Source organism: Ruegeria sp. YTSA226 (assembly GCF_059609905.1).
This window is the reverse complement of the sequence record NZ_JBXWMQ010000016.1, coordinates 1-19,677: the sequence shown is the minus strand read 5'-3', so window position 1 is coordinate 19,677 and position 19,677 is coordinate 1. Positions and strand designations below refer to the sequence as shown.

General features: G+C 56.5%; 19 protein-coding genes and 2 tRNA genes. 14 read left to right on the top strand and 7 right to left on the bottom strand.

Annotated features, from left to right (window positions below; all coding sequences use genetic code 11):
- The first annotated feature begins 161 nt into the window (after positions 1-161).
- From AC2FFF_RS16525 to lexA, 6 genes are all read left to right on the top strand, one after another.
- Positions 162-743 (top strand): anthranilate synthase component II, encoded by a 582-nt coding sequence (locus tag AC2FFF_RS16525; RefSeq protein WP_142633613.1) that lies wholly within the window; start codon positions 162-164, stop codon positions 741-743.
- Entirely contained in the window at positions 740-1,759 is a 1,020-nt protein-coding gene (gene trpD / locus AC2FFF_RS16520) for an anthranilate phosphoribosyltransferase (RefSeq protein WP_142633610.1), read from the top strand. The genes AC2FFF_RS16525 and trpD overlap by 4 nt, the downstream gene beginning before the upstream one ends.
- Complete coding sequence (gene trpC, locus AC2FFF_RS16515) at positions 1,756-2,568, top strand: indole-3-glycerol phosphate synthase TrpC (RefSeq protein ID WP_281972044.1); 813 nt, start codon at positions 1,756-1,758, stop codon at positions 2,566-2,568. The genes trpD and trpC overlap by 4 nt, the downstream gene beginning before the upstream one ends.
- Positions 2,568-3,041, top strand: a complete 474-nt coding sequence (gene moaC, locus AC2FFF_RS16510; RefSeq protein ID WP_142633607.1) for a cyclic pyranopterin monophosphate synthase MoaC — start codon at positions 2,568-2,570, stop codon at positions 3,039-3,041. Before trpC ends, moaC begins: the two co-directional genes overlap by 1 nt.
- Positions 3,038-4,210, top strand: a complete 1,173-nt coding sequence (locus AC2FFF_RS16505) for a molybdopterin molybdotransferase MoeA (protein ID WP_281972043.1) — start codon at positions 3,038-3,040, stop codon at positions 4,208-4,210. Before moaC ends, AC2FFF_RS16505 begins: the two co-directional genes overlap by 4 nt.
- 77 nt (positions 4,211-4,287) lie before the next feature.
- Complete coding sequence (gene lexA, locus AC2FFF_RS16500) at positions 4,288-4,986, top strand: transcriptional repressor LexA (protein WP_281972042.1); 699 nt, start codon at positions 4,288-4,290, stop codon at positions 4,984-4,986.
- Between the two features lie 3 nt (positions 4,987-4,989).
- On the opposite strand, the gene AC2FFF_RS16495 is transcribed toward lexA, so the two are convergent.
- A complete protein-coding gene (locus tag AC2FFF_RS16495; protein ID WP_496882999.1) occupies positions 4,990-7,005 on the bottom strand; it encodes a ComEC/Rec2 family competence protein in 2,016 nt (671 codons plus the stop codon).
- 78 nt (positions 7,006-7,083) lie between these two features.
- Here AC2FFF_RS16495 and gltX point away from each other — a divergent pair, with 78 nt between their 5' ends.
- Positions 7,084-8,484: a glutamate--tRNA ligase gene (gltX, locus tag AC2FFF_RS16490; protein WP_496688195.1), complete on the top strand. Its 1,401-nt coding sequence runs from the start codon at positions 7,084-7,086 to the stop codon at positions 8,482-8,484.
- A 121-nt stretch (positions 8,485-8,605) separates the two neighbouring features.
- Positions 8,606-9,901 carry a citrate synthase gene (gene gltA / locus AC2FFF_RS16485; protein WP_281972039.1) on the top strand — a complete coding sequence of 432 codons (1,296 nt, stop codon included), beginning with the start codon at positions 8,606-8,608 and terminating at the stop codon, positions 9,899-9,901.
- A 53-nt stretch (positions 9,902-9,954) separates the two neighbouring features.
- Here the strand turns inward: gltA and AC2FFF_RS16480 are convergent, their stop codons facing one another.
- Entirely contained in the window at positions 9,955-11,040 is a 1,086-nt protein-coding gene (locus AC2FFF_RS16480; RefSeq protein WP_281972038.1) for a PA0069 family radical SAM protein, read from the bottom strand.
- Between the two features lie 280 nt (positions 11,041-11,320).
- On the opposite strand from AC2FFF_RS16480, the gene AC2FFF_RS16475 reads away from it, so the two are divergent.
- Positions 11,321-12,019 (top strand): corrinoid protein, encoded by a 699-nt coding sequence (locus tag AC2FFF_RS16475; RefSeq protein WP_271947279.1) that lies wholly within the window; start codon positions 11,321-11,323, stop codon positions 12,017-12,019.
- 154 nt (positions 12,020-12,173) lie between these two features.
- Positions 12,174-12,836, top strand: a complete 663-nt coding sequence (locus tag AC2FFF_RS16470; RefSeq protein ID WP_142633590.1) for a DUF1638 domain-containing protein — start codon at positions 12,174-12,176, stop codon at positions 12,834-12,836.
- On the opposite strand, the gene AC2FFF_RS16465 is transcribed toward AC2FFF_RS16470, so the two are convergent.
- Positions 12,833-13,243 carry a SufE family protein gene (locus AC2FFF_RS16465; protein WP_281972037.1) on the bottom strand — a complete coding sequence of 137 codons (411 nt, stop codon included), beginning with the start codon at positions 13,241-13,243 and terminating at the stop codon, positions 12,833-12,835. The two genes, AC2FFF_RS16470 and AC2FFF_RS16465, sit on opposite strands and share 4 nt — an antisense overlap.
- Before the next feature lie 139 nt (positions 13,244-13,382).
- Here AC2FFF_RS16465 and AC2FFF_RS16460 point away from each other — a divergent pair, with 139 nt between their 5' ends.
- Entirely contained in the window at positions 13,383-13,907 is a 525-nt protein-coding gene (locus AC2FFF_RS16460) for a hypothetical protein (RefSeq protein ID WP_271947285.1), read from the top strand.
- 6 nt (positions 13,908-13,913) lie between these two features.
- Here the strand turns inward: AC2FFF_RS16460 and rnd are convergent, their stop codons facing one another.
- From rnd to purM, 3 genes are all read right to left on the bottom strand, one after another.
- Entirely contained in the window at positions 13,914-15,071 is a 1,158-nt protein-coding gene (gene rnd / locus AC2FFF_RS16455) for a ribonuclease D (protein ID WP_281972036.1), read from the bottom strand.
- Between the two features lie 113 nt (positions 15,072-15,184).
- On the bottom strand, positions 15,185-15,781 hold the full coding sequence (gene purN, locus AC2FFF_RS16450; RefSeq protein ID WP_281972035.1) for a phosphoribosylglycinamide formyltransferase: 597 nt from the start codon (positions 15,779-15,781) through the stop codon (positions 15,185-15,187).
- Positions 15,778-16,824: a phosphoribosylformylglycinamidine cyclo-ligase gene (gene purM / locus AC2FFF_RS16445; RefSeq protein WP_496882998.1), complete on the bottom strand. Its 1,047-nt coding sequence runs from the start codon at positions 16,822-16,824 to the stop codon at positions 15,778-15,780. The genes purN and purM overlap by 4 nt, the downstream gene beginning before the upstream one ends.
- Positions 16,825-16,931: 107 nt before the next feature.
- Here purM and AC2FFF_RS16440 point away from each other — a divergent pair.
- Positions 16,932-17,008: transfer RNA gene (locus tag AC2FFF_RS16440), tRNA-Ile, on the top strand.
- 245 nt (positions 17,009-17,253) lie between these two features.
- On the opposite strand, the gene AC2FFF_RS16435 is transcribed toward AC2FFF_RS16440, so the two are convergent.
- Positions 17,254-18,573 (bottom strand): ATP-binding protein, encoded by a 1,320-nt coding sequence (locus tag AC2FFF_RS16435; protein WP_271947292.1) that lies wholly within the window; start codon positions 18,571-18,573, stop codon positions 17,254-17,256.
- Between the two features lie 44 nt (positions 18,574-18,617).
- Between AC2FFF_RS16435 and AC2FFF_RS16430 the strand changes: the two genes are divergently transcribed.
- Positions 18,618-19,532, top strand: coding sequence for an MBL fold metallo-hydrolase (locus tag AC2FFF_RS16430; RefSeq protein WP_281972032.1), 915 nt, complete (start codon positions 18,618-18,620; stop codon positions 19,530-19,532).
- A gap of 88 nt (positions 19,533-19,620) precedes the next feature.
- Positions 19,621-19,677, top strand: a tRNA-Asn gene (locus AC2FFF_RS16425).

Below are 19,677 nucleotides of genomic sequence, written 5' to 3'. Positions count from 1 at the left end.
TGCCCTTGCACCATCTGTTGTGGCACCTGCCTGCAGGACCGCCAAGTTCGGGATGCACCCTTGACGCTGCCCCACAAGCCTGAGCATGTATGTGCCAACACTATACCGTGGCCTTGGGTTGCATCGCCAGCCCGAAATGACCAACACGAGACAAGAGCCAAATGCTGCTGCTGATCGACAACTACGACTCATTTACCTACAACCTCGTACATTATTTAGGCGAACTTGGCTCGGAAATGGTCATTCGAAGGAATGACGCGCTGGACGTGCAAGAAGCGATGGCCATGAACCCCGCTGGCATCCTGCTCAGCCCTGGCCCTTGCGACCCTGACCGGGCAGGCATTTGCCTTGCCCTGACTGAGGCAGCCGCCGAAACACGGACGCCTTTGTTGGGTGTCTGCCTTGGCCATCAGACCATAGGTCAGGTTTTCGGTGGAAAAGTCACGCGTTGCCATGAGATTGTGCATGGCAAAATGGGAACAATGCACCACACCGGTAAAGGTGTGTTCGCGGGCCTGCCCACGCCGTTTGAGGCGACGCGCTATCATTCGCTGATTGTGGATCGCGATACCCTGCCCGATTGCCTGGAGATTACGGCGGAATTGGAAGATGGCACCATAATGGGCCTCCAGCACCGCGAACTGCCCATTCATGGCGTACAGTTCCACCCGGAATCCATCGCTTCCGAGCACGGCCACGCGTTGCTCAAGAATTTCCTGTCCGAGATGAAAGTTCCCGCATGAGCGACGCCCTGAAACCGCTGATCGGAGTTGCCGCCGACCGCCCCCTGACACGCGCCGAAGCGGAAGAAGCCTTTGGGATCCTGTTTGACGGCGCCGCAACACCCAGCCAGATCGGCGGGCTATTGATGGCTATGCGCACACGCGGAGAGACCGTCGATGAATATGCCGCCGCCGCTGCCGTGATGCGTGCAAAATGCAATGCAGTTCAGGCACCAGCTGGCGCGATAGATATTGTGGGCACCGGCGGTGACGGCAAGGGAACGCTGAATATCTCGACCGCGACCGCCTTTGTGGTTGCGGGTGCCGGTGTCACCGTGGCCAAACACGGCAACCGGAACCTGAGTTCTAAATCCGGAGCCGCAGATGCGCTAGGCCAGCTGGGTATCAACGTTATGGTCGGCCCGCAAACCGTTGAAAATGCACTGCAAGATGTCGGCATCGGATTCATGATGGCCCCCATGCATCACCCGGCGATTGCGCATGTCATGCCCACCCGGCAAGAGCTTGGGACACGGACGATCTTTAACATTCTCGGTCCGCTGACCAATCCGGCAGGCGTCAAGCGGCAGTTGACCGGAGCCTTTAGCCGAGAGTTGATCCGCCCGATGGCCGAAACGTTGGGCCTGCTTGGGTCCGAACGCGCATGGCTGGTGCACGGATCGGACGGCACAGACGAATTGACCATCACGGGTATCAGTTGGATTGCGGCCCTCGAAGACGGCACAATTAAAGAGGTCGAGCTTCACCCAGAAGATGCAGGGCTGCCGGTACATCCCTTCGAGGACATTCTCGGCGGAACCCCCGAGGAAAACGCAGTAGCCTTCCGAGCTCTTCTAGACGGCGAGGCCTCCGCCTATCGCGATGCGGTATTGTTGAATGCCGCAGCTGCCCTGGTCGTCGCAGAGGCCGCTGCTGATCTGCGCGAAGGTGTCGCAAAAGCCGCTGAAAGTATCGACAGCGGAAAAGCCAAAGACAAGATCGCGGCCCTGGCCCGCATTACTCAGGAGGCCGCATGACCGAAACGGTTCTGGACAAAATCAAAGCTTACAAGCTCGAAGAGGTCGCTTCGGACAAGGCCAATAAGTCTCTGGAAGCTGTTGAAAACGAAGCAAGATCAGCCTCTGAACCACGCGGATTCGCATCAGCCTTGCAAATGGCTGTACGTACTGGGTACGGGCTGATTGCAGAAGTCAAAAAAGCCAGCCCCTCCAAAGGTCTGATCCGCGCTGACTTTGATCCACCAGCACTTGCTCAGGCTTACGAAGAAGGTGGCGCTGCCTGCCTTTCCGTGTTGACCGACACGCCCAGCTTTCAGGGTGCCAAAGAGTTTCTGGTTCAGGCACGCGCAGCCTGTTCTTTGCCGGTTCTACGCAAAGATTTCATGTACGATCCCTATCAGGTGGCCGAAGCCCGCGCTCTTGGGGCGGATTGTATTCTGATCATCATGGCATCGGTTGATGACAGCCAGGCGTCTGAGTTGGAACAGACCGCCTTTGACTGGGGCATGGACGTTCTGATTGAAGTTCATGATGAAGCCGAGCTGGAACGTGCAACGCAGCTCAAAAGCCCGTTGATTGGGATAAACAACCGTAATCTCAAGACCTTCGAGACCACTCTTGATACGACACGCCGCCTGTCAAAACTAGTTCCCGCTGACCGGACCATCGTTTGCGAAAGCGGGTTGAGCACTCCAGCAGACTTGGCCGATATCGCCCGTTTCGGTGCGCGTTGTTTTCTAATTGGCGAGAGCCTGATGCGTCAGGATGACGTCGCAGAAGCGACACACGATCTGCTGTCGCGTCCGCTCAGCCCGGGTGTGATGTGATGCCGCTGACTCACTTTGATGCCCAGGGACAGGCTCATATGGTCGATGTGTCGAACAAGCCCATCACGGATCGTGTCGCCGTCGCAGCGGCTCATATCACGATGGCACAAGATACGTTCGACTTGATCGCAGAAGGTCGCGCCAAAAAAGGTGACGTCTTGGGGGTTGCACGTCTGGCCGGTATCATGGGGGCAAAGAAGACACCCGATCTGATCCCGCTATGTCACCCACTGCCAGTGACCAAAGTTACCGTAGACCTGACACTGGACCCAGAATTACCCGGCATACAGGTACAGGCAACCGTCAAGACATCTGGTCAAACCGGCGTGGAAATGGAGGCGCTGACAGCGGCCTCAACTGCCGCACTGACCATATACGACATGGCCAAAGCCGTCGATAAGGCAATGGAAATTGGCGGCATTCGCGTCTTGCTAAAAGATGGTGGTAAATCAGGTCGTTACGAGGCGAAATGATAACCGTTGAAAGCGCCCGGGCGCAGCTATTCGATCTTGTAAACACCCTCCCCTCCGAGCCGGCTCCCTTGATGGATGCGGCGGGTAGAGTACTGGCCGAGGATGTAGCAGCCACACGCGATCAGCCGCCATTCGCTTCGTCTTCGATGGATGGCTACGCGGTAAAATCGACCGAGGTAGAGCCGCACGCCATGTTCAAAGTCATTGGCGAGGCTGCGGCCGGTCGGCGATTTGACGGTCAGGTTGGACCCGGACAGGCGGTTCGGATCTTCACTGGCGCCCCTATTCCTGAAGGTGCAGATTTTGTTGTCATTCAAGAGGATGTTGATCGCCGAGGTGACCTAATCACCATTTCTGATCTGCCGGGCCCTAAATCCAACATTCGTCCAAAAGGCGTCGATTTCGAAATTGGCGCCAAGATTACGGCTCCACGTCGTTTGCGCCCCGAGGATCTGGCGCTTTTGGCGGCGATGAATATCCCCATGGTGCCGGTTGCACGTAAACCCGTGGTCGCACTGATCGCAACCGGGGATGAATTGATCATGCCCGGCGAAACACCGGGACCGGATCAGATAATCGCCTCAAACACCTTTGGTATCAAAGCGTTGTTAGAGAATGTTGGAGCGCATGTTCGGGTTCTGCCTATCGCCTCTGACACGGTTTCGTCCCTTGAGACCGCCTTTGCTCTAGCAGCCGACGTTGATTTGGTGGTTACGATCGGCGGTGCCTCGGTTGGGGATTATGATCTTGTCTCTCAGGTCTCCACCGCACTGGGGTTGGAGCGGAGTTTTTACAAAATCCGCATGCGCCCCGGCAAACCGCTGATGGCCGGTCGCTTGGGCGATAGCGTGATGGTTGGACTTCCGGGTAATCCGGTCAGCGCAATGGTTTGCAGCTATCTGTTTCTTGCCCCGATGATCCGTAAGATGCTGGGCCTGGAACAGGTTCTGACCCCGCTTCAAAGCGCCAATTTAACTGAGGCAATCCCCGCGAATGGGCCGCGCGAGCATTACATGCGCGCTATCGTGACTGGTGATGGAATTAAAGCCTGCCAAAACCAGGACAGTTCGCTGCTCAGCGTGCTTGCCGAAGCAAACGCGCTTTTGGTTCGGCAACCCAATGACCCGGCACGCCTGGCCGGAGACGAAGTGATGTTCCTCCCGATCTGAGTCCCTACAAGATCATTGACACAAAACGTGAACATGCGTAGAACAAAAGAAAACGTATGAGCGACGAGGTGTGAGCAATGCTGACCAAGAAGCAGTTGGATTTGTTGGAGTTCATCCATAAACGCGTTCAGGCGGATGGCGTCCCCCCAAGTTTCGATGAAATGAAAGCTGCGCTGGACCTGCGGTCCAAATCCGGCATCCATCGGTTGATCACAGCGCTTGAAGAACGCGGCTTTATCCGTCGTCTGGCCCATCGTGCCCGGGCCATCGAAATCGTCAAACTTCCTGAAAGCCTGGGAGGAGAGCCAACAGTCGCTTTCAAGCCCCGTGTTATCGAAGGTGACAAACCCGAAGGCAGACGCCCCGCGAATTTCGAACCAGTGACCGTAGACGCAATGGAATTGCCGGTCATGGGACGCATCGCAGCAGGTGTTCCGATCGAGGCGATCAGCCATGTCTCGCACCGCGTTGCCGTTCCCGGCAGCATGGTTTCCGGCAGAGGTGAGCATTACGCGCTTGAGGTGCGTGGCGACTCGATGATTGACGCTGGTATCAACGACGGTGATGTGGTCGTCATCCGCGAAACCTCTGCGGCTGATAATGGCGATATCGTTGTCGCGCTGGTCGAAGATCAGGAAGCAACGCTCAAACGGTTCTATCGGAGAGGTCAGGCGATAGCGCTTGAGGCTGCCAACCCGGCCTACGAAACGCGTGTACTGCCCGAAGATAAGGTCAAGGTTCAGGGCCGTTTGGTTGGGCTGATCCGAAGCTATTGATCTTTAGCTGTCTGGCGACCACAGCCTTTTGCCTATGACTTCGGCACTGGTCATTACGTTTCCGATGGACAGTGCAATACTTCCTGTCTTGTTCAGCAACTCGGGATCAATCACCATACAGGTGCCGGACAGCTGGACCGGAACAGCAGAGATGACGATTTGGTCATCTCCACATTCGCTGAATTCGCGCGCAGATCGTTTGCCGGTGAGGTGAATCAGCTCTTTGCCCTGCCAGAAATATCTTTGCGACAGATCTTTCCCATCGGGCCAGCGATTTGCGGCAGTTTTCTGGCTCGCGCCGTCTCCGTCGTTTTCAAGCCATACGGTTGCAATAAATTTGCTGCCCTTTTCCTTACTCAGCGCGCGCCCCTGATCAGTCATCACACCAACCAACCCACCGGAGGCTGCGACCAAGACTTCCGGACGGTTACCCTGCCCCCAAAGCGCAATCGCAACCATGCAAGGTGCGACGCCGACCCATCTTGCCCCACCGCGCCACAAGGCGATCCACAGCGAGCCCAATGCAAATATGGGCAAGGCGTAGGGCGGTGGACTGACCACATAACCTTGCGCACCTTCCAGTCCCGAGATCCAGTCTGAAACCGCCAGAATCCATTCCAACCCTGCCCCCATGACCGCCAGCCCAAACCACTCGAGCCCGAATGGCGCCAGGATTGCGGCAATAACGGCCGCAGGAACCACGACGGCTCCCATCACCGGGACCGACAGCATATTCGCAACCAGCCCATAGTGAGACAGTGAGTTGAAATGCGCGGCCCCAATCGGTGCGGTTGCAAGCCCGGCTATGGCAGAGGACATCAATACCCCGATAATGGGCCGTAGCCATTTCGGCCCGAAAGCGGAACCGAAACCGCGTAAGGCTCCGAAAACGGCCACAAGTGCCGTTGTTGCAGCAAAGGACATCTGAAAACCGGGGCTTAACAGAGATTCCGGGCGCAACGACAGCACGATAAGGGCAGCGACGGCCACCGCGCGTAGCGAAATTGACCTTCTGTCGATCAAAATGGCCCCCAGCATTACGCTGACCATGATAAAGGCCCGCTCTGTTGCGACATTCCCGCCAGACAGCAATAGATAAACAACCGCCGCGACCAAGGCGCAAACCGCTGCAATCTTGCGGACCGGAAGTCTAAGAGCGAGCACCGGGACAGCAGACAGCGTGACCCTGCAAATCAGATAAACAAAACCTGTCAACAACCCCATATGCAATCCGGATATCGCCAACAGATGAGCCAGATTAGATGCCCGTAGATTGTTCAGCGTTTCCTGACCCATTCCGCTGCGATCACCCGTCGTGACAGCCGCGGCGAAACCTCCGACCTCTCCAGGCAGCAAAGCGCGCACATGTTCAGAGATCGCCATCCTCCACGCCGTGATGCGGAGATTGGCCCTGTCCGGCGGGGCAACCGACAACACCGGTACGCGCGTGTATCCGACTGCCCCTAAACGTTGAAACCATGCGTGGCGACGGAAATCGAAACCGCCGGGCTCTACCGGCCCCTGAGGCGGCGACAGATGACCTGTTGTCATAATCCTTTGCCCAGGAACCAGCGCGACATCCCCACCATGCAGGGAAAGTCGGACGCGCCGCGGTCGTCGATCCAAGGGCACGTCCCCTAATCGCACCCGATCGAGCGTCACCCGCAGCGCATCCGACGCAGAGCGGTCTATGGCGACAACACGTCCCTCGACCGGGCCATAGTACCGCCAAGACAGAACCGGCTCTGCCACCGTATGGGCACGTGCGCCGGCCAGGATAAACCCGGCAGCGATCAGCGTCCCCCCGATTGCCAACGAAGCCCAGCCAGACCGCGATTTGCGGGCCATCCCCATAGCCGCAACAATCACCGCGCTGAAACAAATGTAAATCTGCCACCCCGGCTCGAACCGGAGCGCGAAATACAGGCCGATGCCAATGGCCAAGCACACTGGTGACCACTGAAACAAATAGCCTGTCTGGTTCAGCAATGCGGTCTCGACCCGTGCCAGAACACGCATGGTTGCCCCCGTCCTTCGGGCTCGTTAGACAGGCGCCAAGTTAAGCCCGACACGGTTACCAAAAGGTTAATCCACACTATGTCCGATCAGGTCGTCACCCGTTTTGCACCTTCACCCACTGGTTTTCTTCACATCGGCGGCGCGCGCACTGCATTGTTCAACTGGCTCTTTGCTCGGGGACGTGGTGGCAAGTTCTTATTGCGGATTGAAGACACGGACCGCGAACGCTCAACCCCAGAGGCTACTGCAGCAATTCTTCAGGGGATGTCCTGGTTGGGCCTGGACCATGATGGCGATGTGATCAGCCAATTCGAAGGCGCCCCGCGTCATGCTGAAGTGGCACATCAGCTGCTAGCGGACGGCAAAGCCTACAAATGTTTTTCGACCCAGGACGAGATCACAGCCTTTCGCGAACAGGCGCGTGCAGAGGGAAAATCGACGCTGTTCCAGAGCCCCTGGCGCGACGCTGACCCTTCGACCCAACCTGACGCCCCATATGCGATCCGCATAAAGGCACCGCGGGACGGGGTCACCGTGATCCGCGATCAGGTTCAGGGCGACGTGACAATCCGCAACGATCAGTTGGACGACATGATCCTGCTGCGCTCGGACGGAACACCGGTTTATATGCTGGCGGTTGTTGTGGATGATCACGACATGGGTGTGACCCATGTTATCCGGGGCGACGATCACCTGAACAATGCCGCACGCCAGATGATGATCTATGAAGCCATGGGTTGGGATGTTCCGGTCTGGGCACATATTCCGCTGATTCATGGTCCGGACGGCAAGAAACTATCCAAACGTCACGGAGCTTTGGGTGCCCAAGAATATCAGGCGATGGGGTACCCGGCCGCGGGTATGCGCAACTATCTAGCCCGTCTCGGCTGGAGCCATGGGGATGACGAATTCTTTACAGATGAGCAGGCGAAAGAGTGGTTCGATCTGGCTGGAATCGGTAAAAGCCCTGCACGGTTCGATCTGAAAAAGCTCGAGAATCTATGTGGTCAGCATATTCCAATCACTGGCGATGCCGCATTGCGGCAGGAAATTCAGGGATACCTGGCGGCGGCGGGACTGCCCGCTCTCACCAATGCACAATCAGGTGATCTGGAACGTGCGATGTATTGCCTCAAGGATCGGGCACGCACTTTCCCGGAACTCCTTGAAAAAGCGCATTTTGTGCTGACGTCACGCCCGATTAAACCTGATGAGAAGGCTGCAAAGGCGCTGTCCTCTGTATCCGACGGTATACTGAGTGAATTGACGCCGCACGTGCAAAATGCTAGCTGGACCCGGAACGAACTGGAGAGTGCCCTGAACTCGTTTGCAGAAGCGAAAGGGCTAAAGTTTGGCAAGCTAGCAGGGCCATTGCGCGCTGCATTGGCTGGTCGGGCTGTAACGCCTTCGGTTTTTGATATGATGCTTGTGCTTGGGCGGGATGAAACCCTGGCACGGCTCTCCGACGCAGCGACATAACCAAAGGTTTCACATTTGGGTAACGCTGCTCCGCTAACACCCGGGCTGCGCCCCTGTGCGCAACCGTTGCCCGCCGAAACGGACGACGATCCGTTTCACGTATGAATGAGGAAGGGACATTATGACCGACAGCAATAAATCAGCCACTTTGACCGTACATGGTAAAACATACGAGTTGCCGGTTCATTCGCCTACCGTGGGACCTGATGTCATCGACATCCGCAAGCTGTACAGCGAAGCGGATGTGTTCACCTATGACCCCGGCTTCACCTCGACAGCCAGCTGCGACAGCACCATCACCTATATCGACGGCGAAAAAGGTGAACTGCTGCACCGTGGCTATCCGATCGACCAGTTGGCCGAGAAATCGCATTTCCTCGAAGTGTGCTACCTGTTGCTTTATGGAGAGCTGCCGGCGGCCAAGGAACTGGAAAAGTTTGAAACCACGATCACCCGCCACACCATGCTGCACGAACAGATGCAGTATTTCTATCGTGGCTTCCGCCGTGATGCGCATCCGATGGCGATCATGGTTGGTGTCGTGGGCGCGATGTCTGCGTTCTATCACGATTCGACCGATGTTTCGGACCCGCATCAGCGTGAGGTCGCATCCCATCGTCTGATCGCCAAGATGCCGACCATCGCTGCCTGGGCTTACAAGTATCACACCGGTCAGCCCTTCGTGTACCCGCGCAACGATCTGGATTATGCTTCAAACTTCCTGCGCATGTGCTTCAGCGTCCCTGCCGAAGAATATGAGGTGAACCCAATCCTCAGCCGCGCGATGGACCGCATCTTTACTCTACACGCGGATCACGAACAGAATGCCTCGACTTCGACTGTGCGTTTGGCCTCCTCCTCGGGGGCGAACCCGTTTGCGTGTATTGCCGCTGGTATCGCGTGTCTTTGGGGCCCTGCCCATGGCGGCGCAAACCAGGCCTGCCTTGAAATGCTGGAAGAAATTGGCACGGTTGACCGTATCCCGGAATATATCGCCCGCGCCAAAGACAAGGCTGATCCGTTCCGCCTGATGGGCTTTGGTCACCGCGTCTATAAGAACTTTGACCCGCGCGCCAAGGTTATGAAGCAATCCGCCGACGAAGTGTTGGATCTGCTGGGGATTGAGGACAATCCCAAGCTGCAAGTCGCCAAGGCGTTGGAAAAACAGGCGTTGGAAGATCCGTATTTCTCCGAAAAGAAACTGTTCCCGAACGTGGACTTCTATTCAGGGATCATCCTCGAGGCGATGGGTTTCCCGACGTCGATGTTCACCCCGATTTTCGCACTGTCGCGCACCGTTGGCTGGGTCAGTCAGTGGAAAGAGATGATCGCAGATCCACAGAACAAAATCGGCCGCCCGCGCCAGCTCTATCTGGGCGAAACCAGTCGCGATTACGTGGACATCGAAAAACGCTGATTTCGATCCCCAACAAACCAAACAGCCCCGGACCAGAATCCGGGGCTGATTTGTTAGAACAGCGTCAACTGGTCCCCGGCTTGGGGCGGGATATCGAACAAATCGCACCGCAGCTTCGGGGTGCGCGTTGCAAGGCCCAGTCGCTTTACAGCCAGTGAAAACCGCTTAGCCACCATCTCGGCATATTCGCCCTCACCGCGCATTCGGTGGCCCCAACGCGGATCATAGTCCCTGCCCCCGTGCATTTGCCGAAGCTTGGACATGACTTTTTCGGCGCGCGTTGGCTCTTGCTCTTGCAGCCAGGTTTGCCAAAGTTGCGAAACTTCGCGCGGCAGCCGCAGCATAATCCAGCTTGCTGCATCCGCCCCGGCATCCCTGCCCGCCTCTAACAGACTTTCCATCTCATGATCTGTCAAACCGGGAATAGAAGGAGAGGTCATGACCCGCACCGGAACCCCCGCTTCGGTCAGCCTGCGAATGATTTTCAAGCGCCGATTTGGCGCGGGCGCGCGTGGCTCCATTCGGCGCGATAAATCCGCATCCAACGTGGTCAGAGATATCCCGACCCGAACCAAACCCTGTTCCGCCATCTGTGCGAGCAGATCGAGGTCACGTTCGATCAGTGCCCCCTTGGTCACAATCGCAACCGGATGGCGAAACTCAGTAAGCACCGACAAACAAGACCTTGTGATTCCAAGGTTTTTTTCAACTGGCTGATAAGGGTCGGTATTGGTTCCAATCGCAATCGGCGCAACACTGTAACCTTTCGCAGAAAGCTCTTTGCGAAGAAGCTCGGCCGCATTGGGTCGGGCAATCAAGCGCGTCTCAAAATCCAGCCCCGGCGACAGACCCAGATAGGCGTGGCTGGGCCGTGCAAAGCAATAGATGCAGCCGTGCTCACACCCCCGATAGGGGTTGATCGAGCGATCAAATGGCAAGTCGGGGGAGCGGTTATAAGTGATTATGCTGCGTGCCGTTTCGTGCCTGACTTCAGTCCGCAACGGAGGAAGATCGTCATCATACCCCCAGCCGTCATCGCAGGGGATTGTGTCAAACCGTTCGAATCTGCCTGCCGTATTTTCCGTGGCTGCTCGCCCCTTGGGAATGGCCGAAGGTAGGTTTGTTCTACTTTTGTTCATGTCATTTGGTATATGGAATATCGGCCGGTCCAGCAAGCGGCACATTTACCTTGCTGAGGCATCATCAGAACCCCAATCAGGCCCTGAACAATTGGTACATTTGAACGAATTGCAGGATGTTCATGTGTAAAATGACGTCGAGATAACGACAAATTTGGCCTATAGGTCGGTCTCGGAACTGCCAAGGTCGCAATCGTCACAGTAGTATTACGGCGAAATGGCCAAAACGGAAAAAATGCCACCACGGGCGCAAGGCCCGAACAGCTCAGGGAAACGCCCCATGTCCGATGAAGAAGACATCGTCCTGTCCGAACTGAACGACGACGAACTGGTCGAACAGATGTTCGATGACCTTTACGACGGTCTGAAAGAAGAAATCGAAGAAGGTGTGAACATCCTGCTGGAGCGCGGCTGGACACCTTATGACATCCTGACCAAGGCACTGGTCGGCGGCATGACGGTCGTGGGCCACGACTTCCGTGACGGCATTCTGTTCGTACCCGAGGTCTTGCTGGCCGCAAACGCAATGAAGGGCGGCATGTTTATCCTCAAGCCGCTGCTGGCCGAAACCGGCGCACCGCGCGTTGGTAAAATGGTGATCGGCACTGTTAAAGGCGACATTCACGACATTGGCAAAAACCTGGTGTCAATGATGATGGAAGGCGCCGGATTCGAGGTTGTTGATATCGGCATCAACAACCCCGTCGAAAACTATCTGGAAGCGCTTGATACCGAACAGCCCGATATCCTGGGCATGTCGGCCCTGCTGACGACGACCATGCCATATATGAAAGTCGTGATCGACACACTGATCGAACAGGGTCGGCGCGACGACTATATCGTTCTGGTTGGCGGCGCGCCCCTGAACGAAGAGTTCGGCAAGGCGATCGGTGCTGATGCCTATTGCCGTGACGCAGCCGTAGCGGTTGAGACCGCAAAGGATTTTGTCTCGCGCAAGCACAATCAGCTGGCGGGTTGATCGACGTCTAGACCATTTCAGGGCCGTCCGGTTTTCGGGCGGCCTTTTTCATTTATTCACCCTACCCTGATCCGAAGCTGACATTATGTGTCGAATACGGGCTTGCCAGCCACCGAATATGCCGATTTTCTAGATAACGAGAAAGAGGCGCGAAATGACTCAGGACCAACTTCCCGACGACGCCAGCCTGACAACACAGGGCTATTCAGACCATCACGGCGCAGGGCGAATTCTGCTATTGGCCTGCGGTGCGCTGGCGCGGGAAATCCTGGACCTAAAGCGTCGTAACGGCTGGGATCATATGGAACTGACCTGCCTGCCCGCCATCTTGCACGTCCACCCGGAACGGATCACGCAGGCGGTGGAAGAGGCCGTTGCCAAACACCGCGACCAATACGATAAAGTTTATGTCGTCTACGCAGATTGCGGCACCGGTGGCCTGTTGCAGAAAGCCTGCGAGGAGATGGGCGTGGAGATGATTAAAGGGCCCCACTGCTATTCTTTCTTCGAGGGGAACCAGGTCTTTGAAAATCGCGGCGAGGATGAAACTACAGCGTTCTACCTAACAGATTTCCTAGCACGTCAATTCGATGCCTTCGTCTGGAAGCCGCTGGGGCTGGATCGGCACCCTGAGCTTAGGGAAATGTATTTCGGCAACTACACGAAACTGGTTTATCAGGCACAGACTGATGATGCGGTTCTGACCGAACGGGCCAAGGAGTGCGCAGACCGAATGGGCCTGGCTTTCGAGCGCCGTTTTACCGGCTATGGTGATCTGCAATCCACGCTGAGCGACTGGGCCAGCCGCCCGCTTTAGGCGGCCTCTATCGCGACCTCGCGGATACGGTCGATCATCGCCCTCAAACCGTTAGATCGTTGCGAGGAAAGATGATCGTTTAACCCCAGCCGCGCCAGTTCGCCTCCTGCGTCAACCTGCGGGACTTCTTGAACCGGCAGGCCGTTATATAGGGATCGCAGAACCGCAATTAGCCCCCTCACGATCAGAGCATCACTGTCGCCGTCAAAATGAAAGGCCCCTCCCTCGACACTGGGATGCAGCCAGACCTGGCTGGCGCAACCATGGACTTTGGTTGCAGGCACCTTCAACGCATCATCCAATGGCGCCATCGCTTTCCCCTGCTCGATGACATGGCGGTACCGGTCTTCCCAGTCCTCCAGGAATTCGAAATCTTCGACGATTTCTTCAAAAGCAGGTGTCGCCATCTCGGGGCTGTCCTCTCATTGGGTTCACATTTTTGAACTATGATCCTGACCAGCATCTGTCCAGCCCCCCACGTGGCTTTTCAAACCCGGAAAAGTGCGATAACTCATTGCCATATAGACTGCTCTGGGTGTTGTGACGATGAAGAAATCACTGTCTGTTCTTTTGGCTGCTGCCTTGACCCTGTCGGCTTGCAGCGCTTGGCGTGATTCTCGGGTCAACCCGACAAACTGGTTTGGGTCCAGTACTCCGGCACCCTCTGAAGTCTCGGTGAACGATGCAAATGCGCTGGTTCCCCAGACAGACGATGGTGTTGGCCTGTTTTCCAAGAAGCCACCCGAGGATAAGAGCTTCCCGATCGCCAAGATCGAAGAATTGCGGATCGATCCAATTCCGAATGGAGCTATCGTTTACACGACTGGGATTGCTGCAAGGCAGGGTGCCTATAATGCGCGGCTTGTTCGTGTTGAAAGCGAAGAGAATGCAAAAAACGGCATTCTCGAATTCACGTTCCGTGTCGACTACCCGTCATATGCGACAAGCCAGGGGACCGAACGGTCCCGAAGAGTATCCAATGCAATCAATATCAGCCGAGACGAGCTTGCAAACATTCGGCTGGTCCGCGTCAAAGGGGAACAAAATGCCCTGGAATCCCGCCGCAGATAATTCCTGCTAAAGCTCTACGACCGTGACGGTCTGCCCTTTAGCTGCCAGGGCGATTTTGCCATCGCACAGTTTCAGGGCATCTTCGCCGAATACCTCGAACCGCCAACCGGACATTGCAGGTAATTCCCGTTCACCGGCTGCGATCTGATCCAGTTCGGAACTGGTAGCAATCAGTTTGGCGGCCACGCCCGAGCTTTCCGTTTTTGATTTCAGCAGCACCCGCAATAGGTCGGCGAGCGCAGGATTTACCTTCAACTTGTCACGGCTGATATCAATCTTGGGCAATTTTTCTGGTGGGCAATTAACACCCTTTTTGACGGCGGCCAGAATCCCATCCGCAATGACCCCTTTGCGGGCCTCGCGCAGCAGCAGGCGCGATCCACCCAAATCTGAGAGGGATTTCGGCTTGGTCGATGCCAGTTCGATCAGAGCGTCGTCTTTGAACACCCGGCTACGCGGTACGTTGTTTTCCTGCGCATAGGCTTCGCGAAACTCGGCCAACTCGCGAACAACAGCCAAAAACTTGGCCGAGTTCGTCCGGGTTTTGATACGCTTCCACGCATTTTCGGGCTGGATCTCATAGGTGCCGGATTGCGTCAGCGTGCGCAGCTCTTCGGCGACCCAATGGCTGCGCTTGGTTTTCGTCAACTCGGCCGACAGATACTCATAGATTTTCCGCAGATGCGTTACATCTGCCAGGGCATACGTCTTTTGCGCCTCGGACAGTGGGCGGCGTGACCAGTCGGTAAATCGAGAGGTCTTGTCCACGCCTTCCTTACAAATCTTGCGCACCAGGGTTTCATAGCCAACCTGCTCGCCAAATCCACAGACCATAGCAGCGACCTGGGTGTCGAACAGAGGGTTGGGGAACACACCCGCCTCAACCCAGAAAATCTCAAGATCCTGACGGGCTGCGTGAAATACTTTAACCACGCTTTCATCGGCGAAGAGCTCGTACAAAGGCTCCAGAGTCATCCCTTCGGCCAACGGGTCGACCAAAACGGCGCTGTCTTCGTCGGGCGACGGGACCGCCAGTTGAAGCAGGCAAAGTTTGGAATAGTAGGTCCGTTCGCGCAGGAACTCGGTATCTACGGTTACGTAATCAAAGGCCGCAGCCGCTTTGCAGAAATCGGCCAGCTCTTGCGTCGTCGTGAGGGTTTTCATTCGTGGTGCTATTCTTGCTTTTGTTTTTAATCACCCGTCAGTCCTACACGTTTCCGGGCCGTCGGGCGAACCATAGGCCGAATGGCAACCGCGTGTAAATCACCCCGCGGGATTCACGGCAAAAGCACCGGTGTGCGGTCATTTCCGGCAAAGCGGCGCAATACGGCAGGATAAAGCCTGTGTTCGTAGGTCAGAACGCGCGACGCCAAAGTCTCAGGAGTGTCTCCAGCCTCAATATTCAGGCGGGCTTGCCCCAAGATTGGGCCATCGTCCAGCGCTGCGGTCACTTCGTGAACCGAGCATCCATGCTCGATATCACCTGCTGCAATCGCACGGGCATGGGTGTTCAGACCCTTGTATTTCGGCAACAGTGACGGGTGGATGTTGAGAATCCGACCCTGAAAGCGCGAGACGAAATCACCGGTCAGCACCCGCATGAACCCAGCCAAACACACGATGTCCGGTTGTGCTTGCTCTAACGGTTTCAGCAGCTCGGCCTCAAAAGCTGCGCGGTCGCCCTTGAATGGCCGGTGATCTACGGCTGCGGTTGCAATTCCCCGATTAGCTGCCTTTTTCAGTCCCCCAGCCTCAGCATCGTTCGACAAGACCAAACAAGGTCTGGCCGGATGGTCACCGGTCATGCTGTCGACCAGAGAGACCATATTCGACCCCCCGCCCGAGATCAGAATGGCGACGCGCTTATGGCTCACAGCAATTTGCCCGAATAGGCCACTCCTGCGGTGTCGGTCACGGTGCCAATCCGCGAAACCGTCTCACCAGCTTGGGCCAGCAGTGCCGACAGGTCGTCGGCCTGCTCTGCGCCGCAAACCACGATCATGCCGATGCCACAGTTGAAAGTCTTGAGCATCTCGGATTCAGCAATACCGCCGGTTTCTGCCATCCAGCGGAATACGGGCGGCAAATCCCAGGAGTTCAAGTCGATCTGGGCACCCAGCCCTTCGGGCAGCACCCGTGGCAGGTTTTCGGTCAGGCCACCGCCGGTGATATGGGCGAGCGCATGCACCCCGCCTGTCCGGATCGCCTGTAGCGCAGGTTTCACGTAAAGGCGCGTCGGGGTCAGCAGTGCCTCGCCCAGCGATCCATCCCCAAAGGGCGATGCCGCATCCCAACCCAGGCCCGAGATCCCGACCAGCTTGCGCACTAGCGAATAGCCATTGGAATGCACCCCGTTTGAGGCCAGCCCAAGCAACACGTCACCCTGTTGAACATCTGCAGGAAGGTGTGCGCCGCGCTCCATCGCACCGACTGAAAACCCGGCCAAATCGAAATCACCATCGGGATACATGCCCGGCATCTCGGCAGTTTCGCCGCCAATCAATGCGCAATCCGATTGAACGCAGCCTTCGGCAATGCCCTCAATGATCTGTGCGGCGGTCTCGGTATCCAGTTTGCCTGTGGCGAAATAGTCGAGGAAGAAAAGTGGCTCGGCCCCCTGACAGATCAGATCGTTGACGCACATGGCCACAAGATCGATACCAACGCCATCGACCAGGCCTGTTTCAATCGCGATCCGCAACTTGGTGCCAACACCGTCGGTGGCACCGACAAGAATCGGATCCCGATAACCTGCATCCTTCAGGTCGAACAATGCGCCGAACCCGCCCAGCCCGCTCATCACACCGGATCTGCTGGTCCGCTTGGCAGCAGGTTTTATCCGGTCGACCAGAGCATTCCCCGCATCAATATCAACGCCCGCATCCGCGTAGGTGATTCCGTTTTTGCCTGCTGTCATGGCCAACCTCTTTTGAATGGTTCCCGCGCGGGTTAGTCGATTGTTGGAGATGTTGCAACGGTCAGGCTTGACGCGGGCGTTCACCATGATAGGCAAAGCGCCTAGGCGGGCCTGTAGCTCAATTGGTTAGAGCAGAGCGCTCATAACGCTTTGGTTGGGGGTTCGAGTCCCTCCGGGCCTACCAAAATCCGCAAATTTCCCTTTAAAAACAACGCTCGATTGGCCCGAAAATAGAGAGAGATGCTCCACGACCTAACAATAGGTTGCGAGGCAAGTGCCCCACGGTTTCAGGACATATCTTCGATTCCCGCCCGGGATATCCCGGTAACTTTTCAGGCGCTTGAATCAGTTTATCGGTCACTGAACATCCGACAATCCAAGATGAACTCACACCAGATTTGGCAGAGCAGAGGTCCGGTGCACGATGCTCTAGCGTCCGATGATAATATCGGCACACAGACCGCCCAGATGTTCGCTTTTGCCCAATCGAAGCACGCCGCCATGGGCTCGGGCGACATCTGCCACAATGGCCAACCCTAGACCAACACCGCTGCCCCGATTCTGGTTGCGCGCCGGATCCAATCGCGAGAAAGGTTTGACCGCTTCGGTGCGCTGCTCGGGCGGAATACCCGGACCATCATCTTCAACGCGGATACGCAGCGATTTGGAAGAGACCGACAGGCTGATTTCAGCGCGATTTCCGTACCTGACCGCATTCCCGATCAAGTTCTCTACCGCGCGACGAATAGCCGTCGGGCGCAACATTGCGGTTCCTGCGCCATCAACCTTTACCAGATCGACCTTATGCCCTGCCCTGCACGCATCCTTGACGATCTGCCGAAGGAACCTCTCAGGGTCTACGGATTCCGGCGCCACTTCTGCCGCTCCTTTGGAAAAGTCCAAAAACGCGTCCAGCAATAGCTGCATTTCATCCACGTCCTGTTGCAATGGCGCTGCCTCACCTTCGGGCAACAAAGACAGCCCAAGCTTGAGACGCGTCAAAGGCGTTCGCAAATCGTGGCTGACACCGGACAGCATCATGGTGCGCTGCTCCATCTGACGCTCAATCCGGGCGCGCATATCCAGAAACGCACTGCCAGCCGCTCGCACCTCGATCGCGCCGCCTGGCGAATAAGGAACAACCCGCCCGCGTCCGAACGCCTGTGCAGCCTCGGCCAGACGGGTGATCGGTCGTAGCTGGTTGCGCATGTACAAAAACGAAATGGTTGTCATGATGATCGCAAAGAACAAGACGGTCACAATCAACTGATGCGGCGCGGTTGGGGACAATCGCCGACGGTCGAAAGTTAGCTGCAATACACCCAAATCCGTCTGCAGATACAATCGAGCCTCCTGCCCGCTTGGCAAGGCGACCGCTACAAGATCGGGAAGCAGGGCGCGCAACTCGGATTCGACTTGAGGTGCAATGAAATCATACCAGCGGCGATTCCCGATGACTGGCGTTTCGTTTATCCCGAGAAACCGCAGTTTCATATCAAGCGCGGCCAGATCGGGCCGAAGTTCGGCCACCGCCTGATGCTGCGTTTCAGAATGTTCTATCACATCCGTAACCAGCGTAACCTCACGCGATGCGGCACGAGTCATTTGCGCAGTGACATCTTCTAGGTGCTTTTGCAAAAAGGCGACACTGATCACCAGCAGCATCACCACCACCGGCAAAATGAGAATCAAAGCCGCCCGAGCGTACAGGCTGCGCGGCATATAAAGTTTGAGCCATTGCGTCGTCATGGGTTAAACCTAACGGGCTGTTCAGACGAGAGAAAGAGTGCAGAATGCAAGCACCGGACGATTTCAATCCAATGCCAGGTCGAGATGACGAATTACAACCGGGCCTGAGGCGGATTCTTGCCCCCAACCCGTCTCCGATGACATATCGCGGCACCAATACATACTTGCTTGGCCAAACCGATCTTGCGGTGATTGACCCCGGCCCTGCCAACGCGGATCATCTGGATGCAATCCTGAACGCGGTTAAACCCGGACAACGGATCAGCCACATCATTGTCACACATTCTCATCTGGACCACTCTCCGCTTGCTGCACCGCTGGCCGAACGAACGCAAGCAAAGATCATTGCTTTCGGAGGCCCCGAAGCAGGCCGCAGTGAGGTGATGGCCGAATTGGCTACTCAGGGGCTCGCAGGCGGAGGTGAAGGGATCGACACGGCGTTCCGCCCGCATATCGAAGTCGAAGATGGTGATGTAATCGCCGCCGAAGGGTGGCAGTTGAATGTGATCCATACGCCCGGTCATCTTGGTAACCATATTGCGCTGGGTTGGGGGGATGTCTGCTTTACCGCCGACCATGTGATGGGTTGGGCCAGTTCACTGGTGTCACCACCTGATGGTGATCTGACCGATTTCATGGCGGCTTGCGAAAAGCTAGGGCAACATAACTGGTCCGTATTCCACGCAGGGCATGGCGCACCGATTAACGACCCTGCCAAAAGGCTCGATTGGTTGATCACCCACCGGCGCGCCCGGGAAAAACAGATTCTGTCCGCATTGGAAACCAGGCCAGGAACCGCCCGGGAATTGGCCGAGCGAATCTATACCGAAACCCCCGCCGCCCTGTTGCCCGCTGCCGAACGGAATGTATTCGCCCATCTCGTTGATCTTACGTGCCGATTTCTGGTTGCACCGCAGTCAAAATTATCTGTCGGCGCGATCTTCGCCAGAACCCCATAGATGCCGAGGTAAATTTTTTTCCAAAACCGCGCTTCCCCTCTGGACGGCGAAATTTCGGGTTGCTATATGGCGCGAACCGTTCCGGCGTAGCTCAGCGGTAGAGCAGTTGACTGTTAATCAATTGGTCGTAGGTTCGATCCCTACC

Excerpts from the sequence above, each read along its gene's own strand:
- AC2FFF_RS16435 (WP_271947292.1), bottom strand. The coding sequence starts at position 18,573 with ATGACGACGCAATGGCTCAAACTTTATATGCCGCGCAGCCTGTACGCT.
- AC2FFF_RS16430 (WP_281972032.1), top strand. The coding sequence starts at position 18,618 with ATGCAAGCACCGGACGATTTCAATCCAATGCCAGGTCGAGATGACGAA.
- AC2FFF_RS16465 (WP_281972037.1), bottom strand. The coding sequence starts at position 13,243 with ATGGCGACACCTGCTTTTGAAGAAATCGTCGAAGATTTCGAATTCCTG.
- trpC (WP_281972044.1), top strand. The coding sequence starts at position 1,756 with ATGACCGAAACGGTTCTGGACAAAATCAAAGCTTACAAGCTCGAAGAG.
- gltX (WP_496688195.1), top strand. The coding sequence starts at position 7,084 with ATGTCCGATCAGGTCGTCACCCGTTTTGCACCTTCACCCACTGGTTTT.
- rnd (WP_281972036.1), bottom strand. The coding sequence starts at position 15,071 with ATGAAAACCCTCACGACGACGCAAGAGCTGGCCGATTTCTGCAAAGCG.
- AC2FFF_RS16495 (WP_496882999.1), bottom strand. The coding sequence starts at position 7,005 with ATGCGTGTTCTGGCACGGGTCGAGACCGCATTGCTGAACCAGACAGGC.
- AC2FFF_RS16505 (WP_281972043.1), top strand. The coding sequence starts at position 3,038 with ATGATAACCGTTGAAAGCGCCCGGGCGCAGCTATTCGATCTTGTAAAC.
- lexA (WP_281972042.1), top strand. The coding sequence starts at position 4,288 with ATGCTGACCAAGAAGCAGTTGGATTTGTTGGAGTTCATCCATAAACGC.
- AC2FFF_RS16525 (WP_142633613.1), top strand. The coding sequence starts at position 162 with ATGCTGCTGCTGATCGACAACTACGACTCATTTACCTACAACCTCGTA.
- AC2FFF_RS16470 (WP_142633590.1), top strand. The coding sequence starts at position 12,174 with ATGACTCAGGACCAACTTCCCGACGACGCCAGCCTGACAACACAGGGC.
- AC2FFF_RS16460 (WP_271947285.1), top strand. The coding sequence starts at position 13,383 with ATGAAGAAATCACTGTCTGTTCTTTTGGCTGCTGCCTTGACCCTGTCG.
- AC2FFF_RS16475 (WP_271947279.1), top strand. The coding sequence starts at position 11,321 with ATGTCCGATGAAGAAGACATCGTCCTGTCCGAACTGAACGACGACGAA.
- moaC (WP_142633607.1), top strand. The coding sequence starts at position 2,568 with ATGCCGCTGACTCACTTTGATGCCCAGGGACAGGCTCATATGGTCGAT.
- purM (WP_496882998.1), bottom strand. The coding sequence starts at position 16,824 with ATGACAGCAGGCAAAAACGGAATCACCTACGCGGATGCGGGCGTTGAT.
- gltA (WP_281972039.1), top strand. The coding sequence starts at position 8,606 with ATGACCGACAGCAATAAATCAGCCACTTTGACCGTACATGGTAAAACA.
- trpD (WP_142633610.1), top strand. The coding sequence starts at position 740 with ATGAGCGACGCCCTGAAACCGCTGATCGGAGTTGCCGCCGACCGCCCC.
- AC2FFF_RS16480 (WP_281972038.1), bottom strand. The coding sequence starts at position 11,040 with ATGAACAAAAGTAGAACAAACCTACCTTCGGCCATTCCCAAGGGGCGA.